17 protein-coding genes are annotated in these 19,738 nt (G+C 66.6%); 5 read left to right on the top strand and 12 right to left on the bottom strand.

All coding sequences use genetic code 11. The features are described from left to right. Nucleotides 1–33 precede the first annotated feature (33 nt). Entirely contained in the window at nt 34–2,004 is a 1,971-nt protein-coding gene (locus ACLIMP_RS16725; protein ID WP_443478585.1) for an energy transducer TonB, read from the top strand. Nucleotides 2,005–2,015: 11 nt separating this feature from the next. Here ACLIMP_RS16725 and ACLIMP_RS16720 read toward each other — a convergent pair whose 3' ends face one another. The 3 genes from ACLIMP_RS16720 to ACLIMP_RS16710 are packed head-to-tail and all read right to left on the bottom strand — an operon-like array spanning nt 2,016 to nt 5,098. Beyond that, complete coding sequence (locus tag ACLIMP_RS16720) at nt 2,016–2,999, bottom strand: threonine ammonia-lyase (RefSeq protein WP_443478584.1); 984 nt, start codon at nt 2,997–2,999, stop codon at nt 2,016–2,018. After that, a complete protein-coding gene (locus tag ACLIMP_RS16715) occupies nt 2,992–3,936 on the bottom strand; it encodes an ornithine cyclodeaminase family protein (RefSeq protein ID WP_443478583.1) in 945 nt (314 codons plus the stop codon). The genes ACLIMP_RS16720 and ACLIMP_RS16715 overlap by 8 nt, the downstream gene beginning before the upstream one ends. Before the next feature lie 10 nt (nt 3,937–3,946). Continuing rightward, a complete protein-coding gene (locus tag ACLIMP_RS16710; protein ID WP_443478582.1) occupies nt 3,947–5,098 on the bottom strand; it encodes an alanine racemase in 1,152 nt (383 codons plus the stop codon). Nucleotides 5,099–5,178: 80 nt separating this feature from the next. Here ACLIMP_RS16710 and ACLIMP_RS16705 point away from each other — a divergent pair, with 80 nt between their 5' ends. Then, nucleotides 5,179–5,907, top strand: coding sequence for a UTRA domain-containing protein (locus tag ACLIMP_RS16705; RefSeq protein ID WP_443478581.1), 729 nt, complete (start codon nt 5,179–5,181; stop codon nt 5,905–5,907). A gap of 15 nt (nt 5,908–5,922) precedes the next feature. On the opposite strand, the gene ACLIMP_RS16700 is transcribed toward ACLIMP_RS16705, so the two are convergent. The 9 genes from ACLIMP_RS16700 to ACLIMP_RS16660 all read right to left on the bottom strand — a co-directional run bounded on the left by ACLIMP_RS16700 (nt 5,923) and on the right by ACLIMP_RS16660 (nt 16,431). Continuing rightward, the gene (locus ACLIMP_RS16700; RefSeq protein WP_443478580.1) at nt 5,923–8,448 is read right to left on the bottom strand and encodes a TonB-dependent receptor plug domain-containing protein; all 2,526 of its coding nucleotides are present in this window, start codon (nt 8,446–8,448) and stop codon (nt 5,923–5,925) included. A gap of 96 nt (nt 8,449–8,544) precedes the next feature. Continuing rightward, the gene (locus ACLIMP_RS16695) at nt 8,545–9,483 is read right to left on the bottom strand and encodes an ABC transporter substrate-binding protein (RefSeq protein ID WP_443478579.1); all 939 of its coding nucleotides are present in this window, start codon (nt 9,481–9,483) and stop codon (nt 8,545–8,547) included. 3 nt (nt 9,484–9,486) lie between these two features. Then, nucleotides 9,487–10,347 (bottom strand): TauD/TfdA dioxygenase family protein, encoded by an 861-nt coding sequence (locus ACLIMP_RS16690; RefSeq protein ID WP_185999150.1) that lies wholly within the window; start codon nt 10,345–10,347, stop codon nt 9,487–9,489. A 26-nt stretch (nt 10,348–10,373) separates the two neighbouring features. Continuing rightward, nucleotides 10,374–11,708 carry an LLM class flavin-dependent oxidoreductase gene (locus tag ACLIMP_RS16685; RefSeq protein WP_443478578.1) on the bottom strand — a complete coding sequence of 445 codons (1,335 nt, stop codon included), beginning with the start codon at nt 11,706–11,708 and terminating at the stop codon, nt 10,374–10,376. Between the two features lie 105 nt (nt 11,709–11,813). Next, on the bottom strand, nt 11,814–12,905 hold the full coding sequence (locus tag ACLIMP_RS16680) for an LLM class flavin-dependent oxidoreductase (protein WP_324699108.1): 1,092 nt from the start codon (nt 12,903–12,905) through the stop codon (nt 11,814–11,816). A 28-nt stretch (nt 12,906–12,933) separates the two neighbouring features. Next, nucleotides 12,934–14,166: a rhodanese-like domain-containing protein gene (locus tag ACLIMP_RS16675; RefSeq protein WP_054436714.1), complete on the bottom strand. Its 1,233-nt coding sequence runs from the start codon at nt 14,164–14,166 to the stop codon at nt 12,934–12,936. Next, a complete protein-coding gene (locus ACLIMP_RS16670) occupies nt 14,163–14,783 on the bottom strand; it encodes a cysteine dioxygenase family protein (RefSeq protein WP_443478577.1) in 621 nt (206 codons plus the stop codon). Before ACLIMP_RS16670 ends, ACLIMP_RS16675 begins: the two co-directional genes overlap by 4 nt. Continuing rightward, entirely contained in the window at nt 14,780–15,589 is an 810-nt protein-coding gene (locus ACLIMP_RS16665; protein ID WP_443478576.1) for an ABC transporter ATP-binding protein, read from the bottom strand. Before ACLIMP_RS16665 ends, ACLIMP_RS16670 begins: the two co-directional genes overlap by 4 nt. A 47-nt stretch (nt 15,590–15,636) precedes the next feature. After that, nucleotides 15,637–16,431 (bottom strand): ABC transporter permease, encoded by a 795-nt coding sequence (locus ACLIMP_RS16660; RefSeq protein ID WP_443478575.1) that lies wholly within the window; start codon nt 16,429–16,431, stop codon nt 15,637–15,639. Between the two features lie 279 nt (nt 16,432–16,710). Between ACLIMP_RS16660 and ACLIMP_RS16655 the strand changes: the two genes are divergently transcribed. The 3 genes from ACLIMP_RS16655 (at nt 16,711) to ACLIMP_RS16645 (ending at nt 19,703) form a co-directional block, all read left to right on the top strand. Beyond that, the gene (locus tag ACLIMP_RS16655; protein ID WP_054436770.1) at nt 16,711–17,544 is read left to right on the top strand and encodes a LysR substrate-binding domain-containing protein; all 834 of its coding nucleotides are present in this window, start codon (nt 16,711–16,713) and stop codon (nt 17,542–17,544) included. A 109-nt stretch (nt 17,545–17,653) separates the two neighbouring features. Continuing rightward, a complete protein-coding gene (locus ACLIMP_RS16650; protein WP_443478574.1) occupies nt 17,654–18,313 on the top strand; it encodes a peroxiredoxin-like family protein in 660 nt (219 codons plus the stop codon). A gap of 355 nt (nt 18,314–18,668) precedes the next feature. Beyond that, complete coding sequence (locus ACLIMP_RS16645) at nt 18,669–19,703, top strand: sulfate ABC transporter substrate-binding protein (protein WP_324699113.1); 1,035 nt, start codon at nt 18,669–18,671, stop codon at nt 19,701–19,703. Nucleotides 19,704–19,738 lie beyond the last annotated feature (35 nt).

Genomic DNA, 19,738 nt, shown 5'->3' with positions numbered 1-19,738 from the left:
ACTACGCACCTGAACACTTCTCCGAGGCTCCCTATGTTCGGTATTATTGGCCAATCCCTGCTTTTGGCAACAGCGCAGGCCGCGGCTCCCGCCGCAGCGGCTCCCGCTTCGGCGCCCGCCACGCTCCAGCAGCAGTTCGATGCCGCCAGCGACGCGGCACAGGATGGCAAATGCAGCGACGCGATTACCGCATTCGAAGCGCTGGAACACAATCCCGCCGCCATGAAGTCCCCGGTCGTGCGCGGCGCGATCGGCGTGCGCAAGGGCAACTGCCTGGTGAAACTGCACCGGACCGACGAGGGAGAAGCCGCGATCCGTTCGGGACTGCCGGCAATGGTCGCCGCAGGGGAAGCCTTTGTCGGCGATGTCGTGAACGCCCACATGGGGCTGGGCACCGCCGCCCGCGACCGGTTCGACTACGCCCGCGCGGGGGACGAATTCCGTCTGGCGCTGGCGGCGGGCGGGCCGCAGGGGCGCTTCAGGCCGTTGCTGGCGCTGTCACAGGTCTCCATTTTCGATCCCGGCCCCGAACCGCTCGCCTATATCGACGAGGCGAGCCGGATCGCTGACGCAACGCCTTCGATCAGCAAGGATTTCCACGCGCAACTGCTGACGCTCAAGGCCCGGATACTGCTCAATCGCGGGGAAAAGGCGGAAGGCTACGCCTTGCTCAAGGACGCGCTGAAGCTTCAGGGCGGGCTGTCGCTCAAGGTTTCGCTCAGCGATGTCGCCACCCGCTCGGACCTCGCGATCGCCGCCATGCTGCTGAACAAGCGGGACGATGCCCGGAACTATCTTGTCTATACCGGCGCCGGGCGCATGGATCAGGCGCCGTTCTCCCGTGCCGAGAACATGGATGTCCCCCTTTGCGGCTCCACCAGCGGCCTGACCCCGGCAGACTACGCCGTGGTCGAATTCAGCATCGCCGACGACGGTTCGGCCTTCGGGGTTCAGCCGATCTATTCCACCGGGGGCCGCGAAATTGCGCTGGCGTTCGCGCGCGCAGCGTCCCGCTGGTCCTGGGCGCCCGCGAAGGTGCAGGAAATCAAGCCGTTCCTGCGCTACGCCATGCGGGTCGAGATGCGCTGCACGGTCGCCGGAGCCCGCCCCCAGATCAACGAACCGCTGACCTCGCGCTTCATGCAGTGGGCTGCGCCGCTGCTGGCCGGCAGGATCCAGGGCGGAACCGACGGTGCGGTCGCCGCCCGGGCCAGCGCGCTGCTCGATCAGTCCCGCAAGGAAGGGACGGACCAGTTGACCGTCGCGCTGCTGGGCATGCTGGGCCTCAATCCGGTGACGGACACGGCTTCGGCCAACACCTACCTGCAGGAAGGCCTCGGCCTTGCCCTCAGCCGGAACATGCCGGTGGAGATTTCGAACTGGCTGCGCTTCGCCATCGCCGCGCAGCGCAATTCCGATAAACCGGCGGCTACGCGCGCCGCGCTAAGGGAACTGCTTCCGGTGGTGACGGCAACCGGCGATGCCCTGGCGATCGACACCGTTCGGCTGCAGATCGCTTCGCCCGGCTACCGCCTGAGCGCCCCCGTGGACGCGCCCACCCTGCGCGAAGCGGTGATCGCCGATCCCGCCCTGCCTCGTGACCATCCGCTCAAGATCAACGCGCTGCTGCAAAGCGCGTCATGGGCCGCGCAGAACAGGGACTTCTCGCAGGCCCAGCAGATCTTCCAGCAGACCGGCCTCAGCACCGAGCAATGCGCCTTCATCGGCGCCGCGCCCGCCATTCGCAGGACCGGCGTAAGCTCCACCGACTATCCGATGGAAGCCGCGCGCATGGGCTTCGAAGGCTGGACCCGCGTGGAGTTCGATGTCGATTCCGCCGGTCGCACCCGCCAGCAGCGGGCGCTGATCTCCTACCCTCCGTTCGTCTTTTCCGATGCGGCATCGGCCATGGCCAAGGACTTCGTCTACGAAAGCAGCTACCGCCCCGGCGGCGACACGGCCTGCGCGGGCGCCGCGCAGAACATCGCCTTCCGGATGAACTAGGCGTCGCGGATTCAAGCGTCTTCCAGAATCGAGCGGAAGAGCCCGGGATCGACGTTAGAGCCGGACAGGACGATGACCGTGGCGCCCGGCGCGGGCGGCGCGCGGCCTGAAAGGGCCGCCGCCAGTGCCACGGCGCCGCCCGGTTCGACGACGAGCTTCATCTTCTCGAACGCGAAGCGCATCGCCTCGCGCACTTCCCCGTCGCTCACCGCAAGGCCGCCGGAAAGCAGCGCGCGGTTGATCGGGAACGTCATTTCGCCCGGGCTCGGCGCCAGCAATGCATCGCAGATCGAGCGGGCGCCCGAAGGAACGGATTCGCGGTGGCCACTGGCCAGCGATCGGGCCGTATCGTCGAACCCCTCGGGCTCCACGCTGTAGATTTCGACCTGCGGAGCCGAGGCCTTGATTGCCGTGGCGATCCCGGCGACCAGCCCGCCCCCGCCGCAACAGACGAGCACCCGGCCGATCTCGGCCCCCGCTTCCCCGGCCTGTTCAAGGATCTCCAGCCCGGCGGTTCCCTGCCCGGCGATCACGAAGGGATCGTCGAACGACGGCACGAGAACCGCGCCGCGCGCGTTCGCCAGAGCCGTGGCGATCTCTTCCCGCGACTGGGTGTAGCGGTCGTAGGGAACGATCTGCGCGCCCAGCACCCGCGTGTTGGCGACCTTGATGGCCGGGGCATCGGCGGGCATGACGATCGTTGCCGGGATGCCAAGCAGGCGCGCCGCCGCCGCCACGCCCTGGGCATGGTTGCCGGAAGACCACGCGACGACCCCTGCGGCCCTGCGCTCGGCAGCGATACGGGACAGCCGGTTGTAGGCTCCGCGAAACTTGAAGGAACCGGTGTGCTGCGCACCTTCGAACTTCACCAGCGCGCGGTGGCCGAGGCGTTCGTTCAGCGGCGCGAATTCCAGCAGCGGCGTGCGCACCGCCGCGCCGCGAATCCGGTCTGCCGCGTCGATGACGTCTGCGATGGAGATGGCGCGTTCAGGCATGCTGGTCCCCCGGGTTCCGGTTTTCGAAAGCAGCCACGAGGTGCCGCGCGATGACAAGGTCCTGCAGCGAGATGCCGGAACTGTCGAAGACGGTTATCTCTTCCGCCGACCGGCGCCCCGGAGCGCGGCCCGAAAGGACATCCCCGATTGCCGCGATGCGCGCCCGGTCGCCGCGGTAATGCTGGAACTCGCCGATGGTCACGGCCTGCGCGGGCAGGTCGCAGAACAGGCGCGCCTGCGCGAACAGGGACGGCGGCAGTTCCTGCTTGCCCGCCGCATCGGACCCCATGCTGACGACATGGGTGCCCGGCCCGATCCATTCGGCATCGAACAGCGGCGCACGCGCCGGCGTGGCGGTGACCACGATATCGGCCGCTTCGCAGGCGTCGCGCGCGCCGGAAAGCTCGGCCCTAAGCCCGTGTTCGCCAAGCCGGGCGGCAAATGCGGCCCCTTTGGCATCGTCGCGCGCGATCACGAGGATCTTGCGGATCGGCCGCACGCCCGCAAGCGCAAGGCATTCATGCAGTGCCTGATGCCCGGCCCCGAACAGGGCGAGCACCCCGGCATCCTCTCGTGCCAGCGCTTCGGCGGCAACGGCGTTCACGGCGGCGGTCCGCCAGGCATTGACCTGCCCCGCCTCGATCACCCATTCGACACGGCCAAGGGTCTGGTCGATCAGCAGGATCGCCGAATTATGGCGCGGCAGCCCGCGCGCGGCGTTGCCCGGCCAGAACGAACCGACCTTGAGCCCTGCCAGATCCCCCGCAACCCCCGCCTTTATCGAAAACCTGTCGGCAGGCACGGTGCCATGCGCCAGCACGGCGGGGAAAACGATGCCTTGCGGGCTCGCCGCAAGGACCAGAGCCTCCCGCGCCGCCGCCCGCGCCATTTCGGGCGTGACCAGCGCGGCGGATTGTTCTTCGGAGATGAACTTCATGCAGACCTCGTTACCAGCCGCGAAAACGCGGCCAGGTCCGAAGACCGGCAGCGCCGCGCGGGATGACGGTATAGGCGTCGAACTGGGCCGCCGTGGAGCAGGCGTGATTGGGCAATATGCGCAGCCGCGTGCCCACGGGACATTCCGGCAGGACACCGCCGCTGCCCGGCCTCGGGGCGATGATCCCGTGTTCCTGGTTGGCCTGAATGACGATCAGGTCCGCCAGCGGCGTGCCTTCGGCATCGCAGACCAGCCCGTAGCCCTGATCCACGGCCTGCCCCTGCGTGCCGCGATCGCGTGACAGCGCCATCCATCCGGCGTCCACGATGATCCAGCCCTTGTCCCGCTGATGTCCGATTACGGTGGTGAGCACCGAAAGCGCGATGTCCTGCACCGAGCAGACGCCGATCCCTGCCATCACCAGATCGAAGAAGACATAGACCCCGGCCCGTACTTCGGTAACGCCTGCAAGGTCGCGCGCGAAATGCGCCGTCGGTGTCGAGCCGACGCTGACCACGGGACACGGAAGGCCCGCATGCCTGAGATTCTCCGCCGCTTCGACCGCGGCGGCACGTTCCCGTTCCGCGAAAGCCTCCAGCGCCGGTCCGCCGCTGGCACCGTAGCTTTCGCCTGCATGGGTCATCACGCCGCGCAGCACCGCGCCCCCGTCCACCAGGATGCGCCCGATCGCCGCGATGCGTTCGTCATCCGGGACCAGGCCGGAGCGGTGCCCGTCGCAGTCGATCTCGAGCAGGACGGGGATCGGCGCGTCGGCGCCAGCGGCGACCACCGCGCGCGCCTGTTCCACGGAATCGAGGACCACCGTCAGGTCGCAGCCCGCCGCGCGCAGGGCCTGCACCCTCTCCAGCCGCTGCGGCGCGATCCCCACCGCGTAGAGGATATCGCCAACCCCCGCCGCGAACAGTTCCGACGCTTCCTTCAGGGTGGAAACCGTGGCGGGGCCGCAGCCACCGTCAAGCTGCCGCCGGGCAACGTCGATGGACTTGGCGGTCTTCATGTGCGGACGCAGCGTCACGCCAAGCGGAGCCAGATGGCGCCGAAGGCGGTCGATGTTCTGCTGCATCCTCGTTTCGTCGAGGATCAGGCAAGGCGTCTCGCAATCGGCGAGAATATCGCGGGATCGAAGGGTGTCGGCAGGCATCAGCATCTCCATGGCCCAACCTGTATATACAGATAATGGCCTGCTGTCTAGGCAGCCGCGCCTGTGCTAAGGCGCGGGGCATGACGACCAGACCCGCCGCCCCCGGCCTGCGCGAGAGCATCGACCGCCACATCATCGCCCGCATCACTTCGGGCGAATGGAGCGCCGGGGATCGCATCCCTTCGGAAAGCGGGTTCATGGAAATGTTCGGCGCCAGCCGGATGACCGTGCATCACGCCCTGCGCGATCTCACCGCGCGCGGCTTTCTCGTGCGGCACGCGGGTTCCGGCACTTTCGTTGCCCCGCCGCGCCCCTATGTCGCGGAGTACGCCCATCTCGACATCATTGAGGAAATCGCGGCGCGCGGCGCCCGCCACCGCGCGCAAGTGCTGAAGCGGGAGCTTGCGCCGGCCGGCGCCGAGCAGGCCCGCGCGTTCGAACGCGGCGAGGGGGACATGCTGTTCCACGCCGTGATCCTCCATTTCGAGGATGACGTCCCGCTGGAACTGGAAGATCGCCTGATCGCCCCCGAAGCCCTGCCGGACTGCATGGCCGTGGACCTGGGAAGCCAGACGCTGTTCTCGCGCCTGATGCTGATGCGTCCTTACCGCGAAGGCAGCGAGGAAGTCCGCGCGGTCCTGCCCACGCCCGAGGAACAGCGGCTGATGGCGATCGCGCCGCATGTCCCCTGCCTTGAAATCACCCGGCGCACATGGTCGGCCGAAGGCGTGGTGACGGCGGCGAGAATGCTGCGCGGGGGCGACCGGGGCACCATGCACGGCCTCATCCGGTCGATGCCCGCCGCCTGACCCCGGCGCCGATCCTCAGAACTTCACCCCCAGCCGCGCATAGTAGAAGCCGCCGCTGAGGCCGAACGGCGCGAAATTGCCGTAGAGCCCCGAACCATCGGCCGCGACCGCGCCGTTCCTGTCGGGGTAGAGGTCGAAGAGGTTGTTGGCGCCCACGGCGATGTCGAAGTTGTCCGTAAGCTGGTAGCCGATCTCGGCATCGGTCACCCATTTCGCGCCGAACGTGCGGTCGGACGCGGCGACATTGCTGGATTCGGTATATTGGCCATAGCGCGTCACCCGCACCAGCGCGCGCAGCTTGTCGAGCGACCAGTTGCTGGACAGCACCACCTTGCTGCGCGGCAGCGCCGCCACGAGGTCGCGCTGGGCCTGACGGCCGAACAGGGTGACGTTGAGGGTGCTGAGTTCATCGGGATTGTCGATGACGTGAAGGATCTTCGTGCGGTTGTAGCTATAGGCCGCATTGAGGCGGAAGGTGCCCAGTGACGCGGTATCCAGCGTATATTCGCCCACCACGTCCACGCCGCGCGTGCGGGTGTCGATGGCGTTGGTGAAGAACTGGGCGCTGTCCACGTCGTCGATCCCGTTTGCGACGAGGATATCCTTGATCGCCGCCCCGCCGTTCGATGCGGTCCCCAGGAATTCGGTCTTCACGATACGGTCGTCGATGCGGATCTGGTAGGCATCCACGGTCAGCCGGAACGGCCCGGTTTCATAAGTGACGCCCGCCGTGAAGTTGAGCGACTTCTCCGGCTTCAGCGGCTTCGCGCCCAGCGCGATGGCCGCCGCGCTGTTGACCGGCAGGAACTTGGAGACCGTGGAGACGCGCTCGTCGCCGATCACGGTGACGGTGTTCTGCGTGGTCGAGAAAGCGGTCTGCGCCAGCGAGGGCGCGCGGAAGCCGGTATTGACGCCGCCGCGCAGGGCCAGCCCCTTCGCCAGTTCCACGCGGGTCGAGGCCTTGGCGCTGAAGGTGTTGCCCGCGCTGTCGGAATAATGCTCGAACCGCCCCGCGAGGCCGAGGAACCAGCCCGGCGTGAGATCGGCGGAAACATCGACATAGGCGGCCACGTTGTTGCGGCTGATGCTCGATGCGTCGGCGGGCGAGGTGCCGGTGAAGGACACCAGGCCCGGCGAAGGCGAACGGCCACCATAGAGCTGGCCGAACGGGGTATCGTCCAGCGGGATCACATAGCCGCCGTCACGGTAGGAATCCGGTTCGCCGGCAATGTTGCGGAAGCGCTCCCAGCGATGCTCCACCCCCAGCGACAGGCTGACCGGCCTTGCCAGCCCAAGATCCAGATCGCGGCTGATATCGAGGTTGTTGACCCAGAGGTCCTGCTTCTGGCGCCCCATGAAGAAGCTGCTCTTGCTGTCCGGGCCGAGCGAGGGGTTGAGCGTGTTTTCCGCGCCGAGCTTGACGTTGTCGCGCCCGAAGCTGCTGGAAACATCGAGCGACCAGCCCGCGAATTCGCTGCGAAGGCCGAGCGCGGCCTGGAAATCCCATTCCCAGATGCGGCGATAGGCCTGGAAGCCCGCCGGATAGAGTTGCGGCAGCACCGAGGCGCCGGAGCTGTTGGCCAGCCCGCCGTAGCCTGTCGCGGAAGCGAAGTACGCACCGCGCGCGTCCTTGATGTTCCGGTAGCTGAGCGTGGAGAACGAATAGAGCGTGGTATCGTCGCCCAGCGGCAGTTCGGCGTTGTAGCTGGTGTTGACGATCTTGTCGCGGTTGGAGCGGCCGTAACCGCCGGCGATCAGGTGGTTTGCATCTGCCTCGCGCGGGTCGGGCTGGCCGTCCACCAGGGGATAGAGATAGGGCACCGGCTCCGCCGAGGAATCGGCGCGGTCGTGATACTTCGCCTCCACCGCGAACCGTGCGAAGCCGCCGTCGCCGAGGCCCACGCCGTAAGACCCTGAAACTTGCGCCAGCGCGCCGCCCTTTTCGTAGAGCTGGCCGCCCGTCACCGACAGTTCGCCGCCGCGCGCCGTATTGTCGAGGATGATGTTGATGACGCCCGAGATCGCGTCCGATCCGTACTGCGCCGCCGCCCCATCGCGCAGGACCTCGATCCGGCCGACGCCGCTGGTCGGGATCAGGTCGATATCCACCGGGGTGGAACCGCCGGAAATGCGCGAGAGGTTGTTGATGAGCGAGGTCGTGTGGCGGCGCTTGCCGTTGACGAGGACCAGCACGTAGTCACCCGAAAGGCCGCGGATCGAGATCGGCCGGACGCTGGCCGAGGTGCCGCCGCCGCCCAGCGCGGGCATGCTCAGCGAGGGAATGATATTGCCGAGGATTTCCTTGAGGCCGGTGCGGCCGGTGTTCTTCAGTTCCTGCGGACCGATGACGTCGATCGGCACCGGGCTGTCCGCCACCGAGCGCTGGATGCGCCCGCGCGCACCGGTGACGACGATGGCGGAACCGTCCGCCTCCGCAGCGGCGACTTCGGCGGCGGCATCCGCCGCCTCTTCGGCCCGCGCGGGAGAAATGGCGAGGAAAGAAACACCGGCAAGAAAACTCGATACAAAGAACTTGTTCACATCAGCCCCCGAAGTCAGAAACACGAGAGCTTCGTGCCATCTCAACTAAATTAGTTGAAATTGAATTGCCTTATCTGAACCCAAGTTTTTCTTGATTCAGGCATTCAACAGGAATGCGCCGTCGAGCGGACGCGACGACCGTACTTCGCCAAACCTGCGAAACGTATCGAGGACGACCTGCTGATCGGATATGACCTTATTATCAATCGGCACCCGCAGGCGGATATTCTTCTCTGCCGTGGCGCGGGCAATTTCGGGCGGCAGTCCGGTTTCCTTTGCCAGCACGGCGCCATAGTCGTCGACATGGCCCCTGGCCCACTCGAGCGCCCTGGCCTCGCGCCGGAGGAAATCGGACAATTGTTCGCGCTTTGCGGCGATGGCGCTTTCCGGCGCCACTTCGAAGCCATAGCCCTGCACGAAATCCCGGCCATCCACGACGATCCTGTCCCCCTCGGCCTGCGCCGCGGCGATATAGGGCATCCAGGTGGACCAGGCGTCCACCGCGCCGCTCTGCAGCGCCGCGCGGGAATCGCTGGGCGAAAGGAACACGATCTTCACGTCCTCGGGCCGGAGCCCGGAAGCGATCATCGAACGGAGCACGAGATAGTGGCCCACGCTGCCGCGCGTCGTGGCAATACGCTTGCCCTGCAGGCCCTTGCCGTCGCGCACCGGCGATCCCGCGGGCACGAGGATGGAAAGCGCGCCGTCCAGCCGGGCCTGCGTGCGCTGGGCGCCAACGGCCTTGATCGGGCTGCCCGCCTGATAGGCGAACTGGAACGGCGCATCGCCCACCAGCCCGAGATCGACGGCGCTGCTGCCCAGCGCTTCGAGCAGGTTCTGCGCCGCCGGAAATTCCGACCACTCGACCTTGTAGGACGCGCCGTCGAGCGCGCCGGAAGCCAGCATCAGCGACTTGGTGCCGCCCTTCTGGCTACCGACGCGCAGCACCCCGGCATTTGCGCCCGCGCCCCGGCCGCAAGCGGCCAGGGCGAAGGTCGTGGCAAGTCCTGCAAGCAGGTTGCGTCTGTCCAGCATCGATCAGAGGTCCGTCCAGAGCGGTTCGTCAGCGATGAGGATGCGGTGCAGTTCGCGCGGGAAATCGCCGTAGTTGCGCACCGCGAAGTGTACCGTGGCGCGGTTGTCCCAGAACGCCACCGTCCCCGGCCGCCACGAAAAACGCGCCTGGAGGTCGGGCCGCTTGTACTGGAGCAGCACCTCGTCCAGCAGTTCGCGGCTTTCGGACAATTCCAGCCCGAGGATCTGCGGCTGCTGCGAGAAGTTGACCCAGAGGATCTTCTGCCCGGTCTCGCGGTGGGTCCGCACGATCCTGTGTGCGACGATGGGGTAATCGTGCCCCGAAAGCTCCAGCGCAGGCACGAAGTTGTGCGTGACATGCCTTCCTTCGAGGCGCGCCTTGATCTCCGCCGGCAGCGTTTCATAGGCGAGATGGGCATCGACCCAGATCGTGTCCCCGCCCACTTCGGGCAGGTTCACATCGCGCAGCACCGCACCCCAGGTGGGAACGAGCCGCCAGCTCGTGTCGGTGTGATAGGCCTCGCCCGGACGCAGCTTGTAGCCAAGCTTCCTTTCATATTCCCGGTCCTCCCGCGCGGCGATGGCGTGGACTTCCTTGTTGGCCGCATCGTGGCGCGTGGTGGGATGGGTATAAAGCGGCCCGAAGTTCGCGGCGAAGGCCGCCTGCTGGGCGTCGTCGATCGACTGGTCGCGAAAGAACAGCACCTTCCACTTGAGCAGCGCGGCGCGGATCGCGCCGCGCTGCTCGTTGGTGAGGGGCTTCGAAAGGTCCACGCCCTCGACTTCGGCCCCGATGGTCGGCTGGACCGGGCGGATCACGAGGCCGGCGTTCGAAACGTCGAAAGTGGAAGCGGTACTGGCCATGGGTTTTCTCCTTTCCGTGCTGTCTGTCAGGCCGCCGTACGGCGCAGCCGCGCGGCGGTGTTGCGATTGACGGGAACGTCCAGCCCCAGCGTTTCGCGAAGGGTGTTGCCGGGGTAGTCCTGCTTGTAGATCCCGCGCGCCTGAAGGATCGGCACGACATGGTCGACAAAGACCTCAAGCTGCCCGGGCAGGGATTCGAACAGGTTGAAACCATCCGATCCGCGCTGCTCCAGCCAGAGCTGGAAGCAGTCGGCGACCTGTTCGGGCGTACCTGTGAAGTGGCTGCGCGGCGTAGCCACGCGCAGGGCGATCTCGCCAAGGGTCAACCCGCGCTCTGCCTCTTTCAGTACCTTCTCGGACGCGCTCTGGTTGCTGCGGCGCCCCTCTTCGGCGACGTGCTGCGGGAACGGGCCATCGGGATCGTAGAGGCTGAAATTGTGATCGTTGAACGAACGGCCAAGCGCCCGCAATGCGTTCTCCAGACTGACGAGATCGGCCAGTTCGCGGTGAAGACGCTCGGCTTCCTCCTCGGTCGAACCCACGATCGGGCGCCCGCCGGGAAGCACCAGAAGCTGGTCGGGATCGCGCCCGAAACCGCGCGCCCGCGCCTTGACGTCGGCATAGAAGGCCTGCCCCTCGGCAAGGTCTTCCTGATGAGTGAAGATCGCCTCGGCATGGCGCGCGGCGAAGTTGCGGCCGTCTTCAGAGGACCCCGCCTGGAAGATCACCGGCTGCCCCTGCGGCGAACGCGAGATGTTGAGCGGGCCCTTGACCGACAGGAATTCGCCCTTGTGGCCCAGTTCGTGCAGCTTGCCGGGATCGAGGAACTGCCCGCTGGCCTTGTCGCGGACAAGGGCGCCGTCCTCCCAGCTATCCCAGAGCCCCTTCACGACATCGAGGTATTCCTCGGCCAGCCGATAGCGCACGTCATGGTCGAGGTGCTTGTCCCGGCCGAAGTTGGCGGCGCTGCCTTCCAGCCACGAGGTAACGACGTTCCACCCGGCCCGGCCGCCGCTGATATGATCGAGCGAGGCGAACTGGCGGGCAAGGTTGTAGGCTTCGGTATAGCTGACCGTCGCCGTGCCGACGAGGCCGATATGCTCGGTCACGGCGGCGACGGCGGAGAGGATCGTCAGCGGCTCGAAGCGGTTGAGATAGTGCGGCGAGGAGCGCGCATTGATCGAAACGCTGTCGGCCACGAACAGGTAATCGAACTTGCCGCGCTCGGCGACCTGCGCCTGCCGGGTGTAGAACGAAAGGCTGGTGCTGGCATCGACCTGGGCGTCCGGGTGGCGCCAGTCGTCCCAGCCGGGGCCGACGCCGTGCAGGATGAAACCGAGTTTTAGTTGGCGTTTGCTCATGTCATTCCTCCTTCTGCGTGGGTTCAGGCTATGGGGTGCGGGGGCCGTGAACCAACGCGGATGGCTGATAGGAACGTGAGTTTTTCCAATGCGCGGGCCGCCGCTTCAGCTTGCCAGCGCCACTTTGTCCGTGCCTTCGCGGGCGGCGACTTTGGCGCGGACCAGCGGGATCAGGTCGCGGCCATAATCGATGGCGTCGGCCAGCGGTTCGAACCCGCGGATCAGGAAGTGATCGATGCCGATGTCGTAATATTCGAGCAGCGCATCGGCGACCTGTTCGGGCGTGCCGACAAGGCCGGTGCTGTTGCCCGCTGCCCCGGTAAGCGCGGCCACGCCGGTCCACAGGCGGGTATCGCGGCGCTGGGTCTGCGCCGTTTCCAGCAGGCGCAGCGATCCGGCATTGGGCGGACGATGGCCGCTGGTGGGAAGACCTGCCGCCTCGCGGTTGGCGCGGACCTTTTCGGTGATCTCGTCAGCCTTCTTCCACGCCGCTTCCTCGGTATCGGCAATGACCGGCCGCAGCGAGAGCGAGAATCCGGGACTGCGGCCATGCCGGGCGGCCGCGTGGCGGACGGTGCGAACGGCCTCGCCCACTTGCTCCAGCGTCTCGCCCCAGAGCGCGTAGACATCGGCATGGCGGCCCGCCACCTCGATCGCCTCGGGCGAGGAGCCGCCGAAGAACACCGGCAGGTTGTCCGGCTTCACGGCGCTGAAGCCGCCGCGCACTTCGTAGAAACGACCGGAATGATCGAAGGGCGCGGTTTCCGCCCATTCGCGCTTGAGCACGCCGAGATATTCGTCGCTGCGCAAGTAGCGTTCGGCCTTGAGGGTGTGAACGTCACCGTCGCGCGCCATCTCGTCATCGGCGCCGCCGGTGATGATGTGCACGGCGACGCGGCCGCCCGAAAGCTGGTCCAGCGTCGCAAGCTGGCGCGCCGCCAGCGTCGGCTGCGTGAAACCGGGGCGGTGCGCAACGAGGAAACCGAGGCGCGTGGTGATCGCGGCGGCATGGGCGGCAACGATCTGGCTTTCCGGCGAACTGGAGCCGAACGGGATCAGCACCCGGTCGAACCCGCCCGCTTCCTGCGCGCGGGCAGCGGCATCCACATAGTCGCGGTCAAGCACGCGAGAACGCGATCCGGCGTGGATTTCGGAGGTGTCGTTGAAGCCGATATAGCCGATGAACTTGACGGTCATGATGCAATTCTCCCTGAAGGGCGCTGGATCAGATGACGAAGAAGCCGTGCGTGCCGTCGCGCTCCAACTGGGCGACGAGGCCATATTCCCAGTCGAGGTAGGCCTGCATGGCGGCCTCGCGATTGTCGGTGCCCTCGTAAGGACGCTTGTACCGGCCATGCGGTCCGCGCGGCGCGGGAGCGCCGTCCTCGCCCGTCTCCAGCGGCCCGTCGAAGGCATCCGCCAGGACCGACACGTCCCACCCGAGCTGGGCGAGCCAGGAGGCGGTCATGTCCGCGCGGGAGCCGAGGTCGTCGGCCAATACGATGCGGGCACCGCGCACCGGTGCGAAGTGATCGGTTTCCTGCACGAGCTGGCCGCCCGGCGCATTGCGGAAGCCCGCAGGGTGCCCGGCCGCGAAATCGGCGGGCTGGCGCACGTCGAAGCGGTAGAGCGTGCGGTCGTTCTCGGCGAGCAAGGCCCTGAGGTCAGCGCTGTCGATCCGGCGCACTCCGGCGCGATAGGCGACATCGCGGGCACGCTCGCGGGCCACGTCGATTTCGCCGTCGGCGCCCTTGTCGACGCTTTCCTGACGCCCTGTCTCCAGCTTCTGCCCGGCGAGCGTCCAGCCGATCGTGCCGTTGCGCAGCGCGAAAATCCTGTTCGGCAGCCCCGCGTTGATAAGCGACTGGGTGCCGATGATGCTGCGGGTGCGGCCGGCGCAGTTGACGATGATCGTCGTATCGGGATCGGGCGCGGCGACGGGCGCGCGCAGCACGAGTTCGGCTCCCGGAACGCTACGCCCGCCGGGGATGCTCATCGTGGCGTATTCGTCGAAGCGGCGGGCGTCGAGAATGGCGATATCCGCCTTTTCCTCGATCAGCGCCAGCACATCGGGCGCCGGCAGCGAGGGGGTGTGGCGGCGATGCTCGACCAGTTCGCCGAAAGCCTTGGAGTAGCTGTTCACGTCCTCGAACAGCTCGTACCCTGCGGCCCGCCACCCCGCGAGGCCGCCTTCCAGCACATCGACATGCGTATAGCCAAGCGCGCGGAACTGGTGCAGCGCCGGTTCGGCCAGCCCCTCGCCGTCATCGTAGACCACGATCTGCGTATCCTTGCGCGGGATGCGCCAGGGCGCTTCCAGTGCAATGCGCTGAAGCGGGATCTGCGCCGCGAACAGCGGATGGCCGAGCGCGAAAAGCGCTTCCTGCCGCACGTCTATCAGCGCGATTTCACGGCGGGCCAGCAGGGCACTTCGAACTTCGGCGGGGTACACGCTCATGCCCGGATCACTCCATTCCAGAGGTTGGGCAGGACCTCGTTCGCATAGCCCGAGATGAAGGGGCGCTCCTCGCCGCTGTCGCGGTAGGTCGCGCGTTCGACTGCGCCAATGTTGGCGCCGTAAACATGGATCGAGATCGAGATGCGGTCCGCGAAGGCATTGGCGACGCGGTGGATATCGCCCACCTGCGGATCGATCGCCTCCACCTCGCCTTCGCGAAGCTGGCCGGTCTCACCCTGCTGGACGAACGTGCCGTCCGGCCGGCGGCGGAAGTTCTGCACGTTCTCCGCGCCGCGCAGCACGCCCACGAGCCCCCAGACGCGGTGGTCGTGGATCGGCGTCGCCTGTCCCGGCCCCCATACGAAGGAGACCACGCTGAAGCGCTCCGCACTGTCGCAATGGAGCAGGTATTGCTGGTAACGCTCGGGATGCGGCCGCGCGAATTCCTCGGGCAGCCAACCGCCTTGCGAGACGAGACGGCCCAACAGGGCGCCGCCATGTTCCAGGATCGCCGCCTGCCCGGCCCCGCTGTCGATGATCGCGGCAAGCCCGGTCACGAAACGGCGTAGCGGCCTGATATCCTGCCCCGGAACGACGAGGGAAACCGGCGCGTTCATGCGAGGCCTCCGGCGTGGAGCGCGATGATTTCGGCGGGTGAAGGACCTTCCGATACCTGTCCGCCCAGCGCGCTCAGCAGGCGGCTGCGCAGCCCCCGCGCGACCTGCCCGCGTTCGCCGCGCGGCGCCTCGATGCGCTCCTGCGCGGCGATGCGCCCCCGATCCAGCAGGACGATGCGATCGGCCAGCGCGATCGCCTCGTCCACGTCATGGGTGACCATCATCACCGCCGGCCGGTGCCGGGTCCAGAGCGAGAGCACGAGTTCGTGCATCCGCAGGCGCGTCAGGGCGTCGAGCGCGGCGAAGGGTTCGTCCAGCAATAGCAAGCTCGGTTCGCGCACCAGCGCGCGGGCCAGCGCCACCCGCTGCGCCTCGCCGCCGGATAGCGTCAGCGGCCATGCGTCCAGCCGGTGCCCGAGACCGACTTCGCGCAGCGCGTCCTCTGCTTGCTGCCGCACGTCGCCCTGCCGAAGCCCCAGCGCGACATTGCGCCAGACCTTCTTCCACGGCAGCAGACGGGCATCCTGGAACACGACGGCGCGGGAATCCGGGACGATCACGTCCTGGCCCGGCGTCGGGTCGAGCCCGGCAAGCGTGCGCAGCAGCGTGGTCTTTCCGGAACCCGACCGGCCCAGCAGCGTCACGAACTCGCCCGGCGCGATGTCGAGGCCGAGGCCGGAGATGATCGTGTTGTCGCCGAAGCGGCGCGTGAAATCGCGCAGGCGGACAACCGGCGCAGGACCAACCGGCGGGGCGGGGAATTGCGGCGGCGCGACGCGGGAATAGCCGTTCGGTCGAGCATCCATGGCACGGTTCTCCGGTGCAAGTTGCGTGGGGGATCGGTAGGCGGGGGTCATTGCGAAACGATGCTCGGGCGCCAGACGAGTGCCCTGCTCTCCACCGCCCGCACCAGCGCATCGGCGGCGAGGCCCAGCACCGCATAGATCATCAGGCACACGACGATGATGTCGGTCCTCATGAAGTCGCGGGCATTGTTGATGAGATAGCCGAGCCCGGCCGAGGCGTTGATCTGCTCCGCCACGACCAGCACGAGGATCGCGACCGACAGCGAATAGCGCAGCCCCACCAGCAGGGAAGGCAAGGCTCCGGGCAGGATGACATGCCAGACCAGTTCGGGGCGGCTGAGCCCGAAGCTGCGCGCGCCTTCCAGCAGGCGCAGGTCTACCCCGCGAATGCCGCTGTAGAGGTTGAGGTAGACAGGAAAGATCGAGGCGAAGGCGATCAGCGCGATCTTCGGCGTTTCGCCGATGCCGAACCACACGATGAACAGCGGAGTCAGCGCCAACGTCGGGATCGTGCGCTTTATCTGCATGAGCGGATCGACCGCCACCTCGCCCTGGCGCGAAAGCCCGGCGACCAGCGCCAGCACCACACCGATGGTCACGCCGATGGCAAGGCCGATGGCGATGCGCAGGAACGAGACCCAGAGATTGGCCGCTAGTTCACCCGAAACTGCCATGCCAAGCAAGGTGGAGAGCACTTTCGAGGGCGCCGCCAGCGTGCGCTCGGGAATGAAGCCGGAACGCGATCCCGCCTCCCAGGCCAGCAGGAACAGCACCGGCGAAAGCCAGCGTGCGCCTGACAGCGAGCGTTTCAGCGAAAATGGAATCCTGCCGGAAATGGCCATTGTCTTTCTCTTCCATGGAGCAGGCCGGGAAGAGACACGGCATTCTCAACCAATTCAATTGAGTTTTGTGCGCCGGCCTATCAGCACCGCTCATAACGCCGGGAAAAGCTGGAGTTTGCATCGCCGGGCCGTGCCGGATTCGGGGCGAACGCCCCGCCGGCCACACTGATGGCGCAGACAAGGTTTGCAATCAGCGTCACAAACTCTACTAATTTGGTTGAGAATATGAAGCAGGTTACCCCCGCCGCAGCAGCCCACCCATTCGAGAGTGATTCGAACATGCCCGTCAATCTTCCCACCAACCTCCTGCGCAGTTTCGTGGCGATCGTTGATACCGGCTCCATGCTTCATGCCTCCGAGCGGGTCTTCGTGAGCCAGTCCGCCCTGAGCCTCCAGATCAAGCGCCTGGAGGAACTGCTCCAGCAGCCGCTGTTTCACCGCGAGGGCCGTAGGCTGACGCTCACCCAGTCCGGCGACCTGATGCTGGATTACGCGCGCAAGGTGCTCAATCTCCATGACGAGGCCGTAGCCGCCGTCACTGCCGGGCACTTTACCGGGCCGGCACGCATCGGCATGGTGCAGGACTTCGCCGAGATGCTGCTGTCCGGCCTGCTGGCCCGTTTCGCGGAGCTTCACCCCGAAGCACAGCTTTATTCGCGCGTCGCGGGCACTGCCGAACTGCTCGGCCAGCTCGAACGCCGGCAACTGGACATCGTGCTCGGCTTCGCGGCCAACAACGATCCCAGCGCGATCGCCAGCGCGCCGATGGCCTGGTACGGAAAGCCCGAACTGGCGTTGCAGGAAACCGTGCAGCTCGCCGTGCTCGAACCGCCGTGCCGCTTTCGCGAAGCGGCGATCCGGGCGCTGGAAGATGCCGGGCGGCCTTACCGGATCTCGGTCGAGACACCCAATCTCACCGCGCTGCGCGCTGCCGTCGATGCCGGACTGGGCGTGACCTGCCGAACGCACCTGTTCCTGCGCGAGGCTCCGCTGGAGGATTCGGACCTGCCCGAACTGCCCAACGTCTCGTGCATCCTCCAGACCGCGCCCGGGCTTGACGGGCCGACCAGCCAGCTCGCCAAACTGGCGCGCGAGGTCGTGGCGGCACTCTGAAGGCACGGGCGCTTATTGGAAACTTTCAATAACGGCGGGGCGCTTCTCGTTATTCTCGCCCCGCCGCGCGCCGTAGCTTCCCGATGGACACCCATCAGGAGGAAACAGGATGAGCAAGAGCCTCAAGGAGCGATTCGCCGAGCTTCAGGCGGAACGGGACCGGACGTGGAGCGCCGAGCAACTGGCCCGCAACGCCTTGCAGCGCAGCCTGCTTTCGGAGCGCCACGATCCCGCGAAACTGCCCAGGACGGGCGACGAAATCACACCTTTCACCCTGATAGATCAGGACGGGCACGAACTGACCCGCGATTCGCTGCTGGCCAATGGTCCCGCCGTGCTGGTGTTCTTCCGCTTCGGCGGGTGCCCGGCCTGCAACATCGCCCTGCCCTATTACAACGAGACGCTCTGGCCCGAACTTCGCGCGCGGGGGATCCCGCTTGTCGCGGTCAGCGCTCAGATTCCCGTGGACCGGGCGGTGATCGAACGCCACGGCCTGGGCTTCACCGTCGCCAGCGACCCCGGCTACGCACTCGGCCGCAGGCTTGGCGTAACCTTCTTCCCCGAGGAGCAGCCCGAAGTCGCCCCGGGCGAGAACTGGATCGGCGCCACTCTGGGAACGCTGAGCTACGAGATCGACCAGCCCGCCGTGCTGGTTCTGGGACAGGACGCCAGAGTCCTGTTCTTCGAAGCCAGCCCCGACTGGCTGGACCGTACCGACAGCGCCCCGATCCTTGCCGCCCTTTCCAACGCGCCGGTAACAGCCGCCTAGGCTGCCCCCTCACGCGCGCACGGCACCGCTTTCCCGTCCGGTTCCGTGCGCCGCCGGCCCGGCGCAGTGCCCCGGATCGCAGAGCCGCTTGAGTCGGCCGCCCGTTTGCGTGACAATAGGTTGCTGCTCCCTTTGAGGGAGTGGACCCTGTGCCGGCGATGAATCATATGTCATTGAAATTCCTGGCACGCCGCATCAAGCGCGGGGTCCGGCGCGAATGGGCCGCTTGGCCGGTATGTCCGGTGGAGCAGGCAGGCTTGGCCAAAAGGTATGCTTGCCACCCTGCAACTACATATTTAATGTCAACCAATTCGATTGAGTTTAGGCGTAGACCACCTGACGGGAGACACCATAGATGAATGCCGGAACCCTCAATCGCCGCCTGTTTGTTACCGTCGCCGCGGTGACGGTGCTGGCCGCCTCCCTTGCCGGCTGCTCGGGCGGGAAATCGGGCAATTCGGTCGAGATCACCAATGTTTCCTACGATCCGACCCGCGAACTCTACCAGGCCGTGAACCCGGCCTTCGCGGCTTACTGGAAGAAGAAGACCGGACAGGACGTGACCTTCCGCATGAGCCATGGCGGATCGGGCAAGCAGAGCCGCGCGATCATCGACGGCCTCGAAGCCGATGTCGCCACGCTGGCGCTGGCCTACGATATCGACGTGATCGCCGAGAAGGCCAAGCTGCTCCCGGCCGACTGGCAAAAGGCACTCCCGGACAACAGTTCGCCTTACACCTCGACCATCGTCTTCCTCGTGCGCAAGGGCAATCCCAAAGGCATCCATGACTGGAACGACCTGGTGAAGCCCGGCGTGCAGGTCATCACCCCCAACCCGAAGACCAGCGGCGGCGCCCGCTGGAACTTCCTCGCTGCCTGGGCCTATGGCCGCAAGGCCGGCGGATCGGACGCTGCCGCCGAAACTTACGTGAAGCGCCTCTTCGCGCAAGTTCCCGTGCTCGACAGCGGCGCGCGCGGCGCGACGACCACTTTCGTCGAACGCGGCATCGGCGACGTGCTGCTCGCCTGGGAGAACGAAGCCCTGCTGGCCGAGAAGAAGCTGGGCGCCGGAAAGTTCGAGATCGTGGTGCCTTCCATCTCGATCCTCGCGGAACCGCCGGTCGCCGTGATCGCGGCGAACGCGAAGAAGCATGGCACCGAGGAAGTTTCCAAGGCCTATCTCGAATATCTCTACACACCGGAGGCGCAAGTCGCGATCGCGCGCAATTTCTACCGGCCCAGCGATCCCAAGATCGCCGAACAGTTCGCCAACCAGTTCCCCAAGCTGAACCTCACCACCATCGACGAGGATTTCGGCGGCTGGGGCAAGGCGCAGAAGACCTTCTTCGCTGACGGCGGCGTGTTCGACCGCATCTACTCCAAGAAGTAAACCGCGCTTTCCGGCGCCAGAATCGAGCAGGCCAC

This window comes from Novosphingobium aeonii (genome assembly GCF_052279045.1).
Lineage (GTDB): Bacteria > Pseudomonadota > Alphaproteobacteria > Sphingomonadales > Sphingomonadaceae > Novosphingobium.
This window is presented reverse-complemented; position numbering and strand designations above follow the sequence as displayed.

Bases quoted from the DNA above. Each gene is read 5' to 3' on its own strand.
- ACLIMP_RS16710 (WP_443478582.1), bottom strand. From the start codon at position 5,098: ATGCCTGCCGACACCCTTCGATCCCGCGATATTCTCGCCGATTGCGAG.
- ACLIMP_RS16665 (WP_443478576.1), bottom strand. From the start codon at position 15,589: ATGGATGCTCGACCGAACGGCTATTCCCGCGTCGCGCCGCCGCAATTC.
- ACLIMP_RS16670 (WP_443478577.1), bottom strand. From the start codon at position 14,783: ATGAACGCGCCGGTTTCCCTCGTCGTTCCGGGGCAGGATATCAGGCCG.
- ACLIMP_RS16660 (WP_443478575.1), bottom strand. From the start codon at position 16,431: ATGGCCATTTCCGGCAGGATTCCATTTTCGCTGAAACGCTCGCTGTCA.
- ACLIMP_RS16645 (WP_324699113.1), top strand. From the start codon at position 18,669: ATGAATGCCGGAACCCTCAATCGCCGCCTGTTTGTTACCGTCGCCGCG.
- ACLIMP_RS16720 (WP_443478584.1), bottom strand. From the start codon at position 2,999: ATGCCTGAACGCGCCATCTCCATCGCAGACGTCATCGACGCGGCAGAC.
- ACLIMP_RS16695 (WP_443478579.1), bottom strand. From the start codon at position 9,483: ATGCTGGACAGACGCAACCTGCTTGCAGGACTTGCCACGACCTTCGCC.
- ACLIMP_RS16655 (WP_054436770.1), top strand. From the start codon at position 16,711: ATGCCCGTCAATCTTCCCACCAACCTCCTGCGCAGTTTCGTGGCGATC.
- ACLIMP_RS16690 (WP_185999150.1), bottom strand. From the start codon at position 10,347: ATGGCCAGTACCGCTTCCACTTTCGACGTTTCGAACGCCGGCCTCGTG.
- ACLIMP_RS16705 (WP_443478581.1), top strand. From the start codon at position 5,179: ATGACGACCAGACCCGCCGCCCCCGGCCTGCGCGAGAGCATCGACCGC.
- ACLIMP_RS16675 (WP_054436714.1), bottom strand. From the start codon at position 14,166: ATGAGCGTGTACCCCGCCGAAGTTCGAAGTGCCCTGCTGGCCCGCCGT.
- ACLIMP_RS16715 (WP_443478583.1), bottom strand. From the start codon at position 3,936: ATGAAGTTCATCTCCGAAGAACAATCCGCCGCGCTGGTCACGCCCGAA.
- ACLIMP_RS16680 (WP_324699108.1), bottom strand. From the start codon at position 12,905: ATGACCGTCAAGTTCATCGGCTATATCGGCTTCAACGACACCTCCGAA.
- ACLIMP_RS16725 (WP_443478585.1), top strand. From the start codon at position 34: ATGTTCGGTATTATTGGCCAATCCCTGCTTTTGGCAACAGCGCAGGCC.
- ACLIMP_RS16650 (WP_443478574.1), top strand. From the start codon at position 17,654: ATGAGCAAGAGCCTCAAGGAGCGATTCGCCGAGCTTCAGGCGGAACGG.
- ACLIMP_RS16685 (WP_443478578.1), bottom strand. From the start codon at position 11,708: ATGAGCAAACGCCAACTAAAACTCGGTTTCATCCTGCACGGCGTCGGC.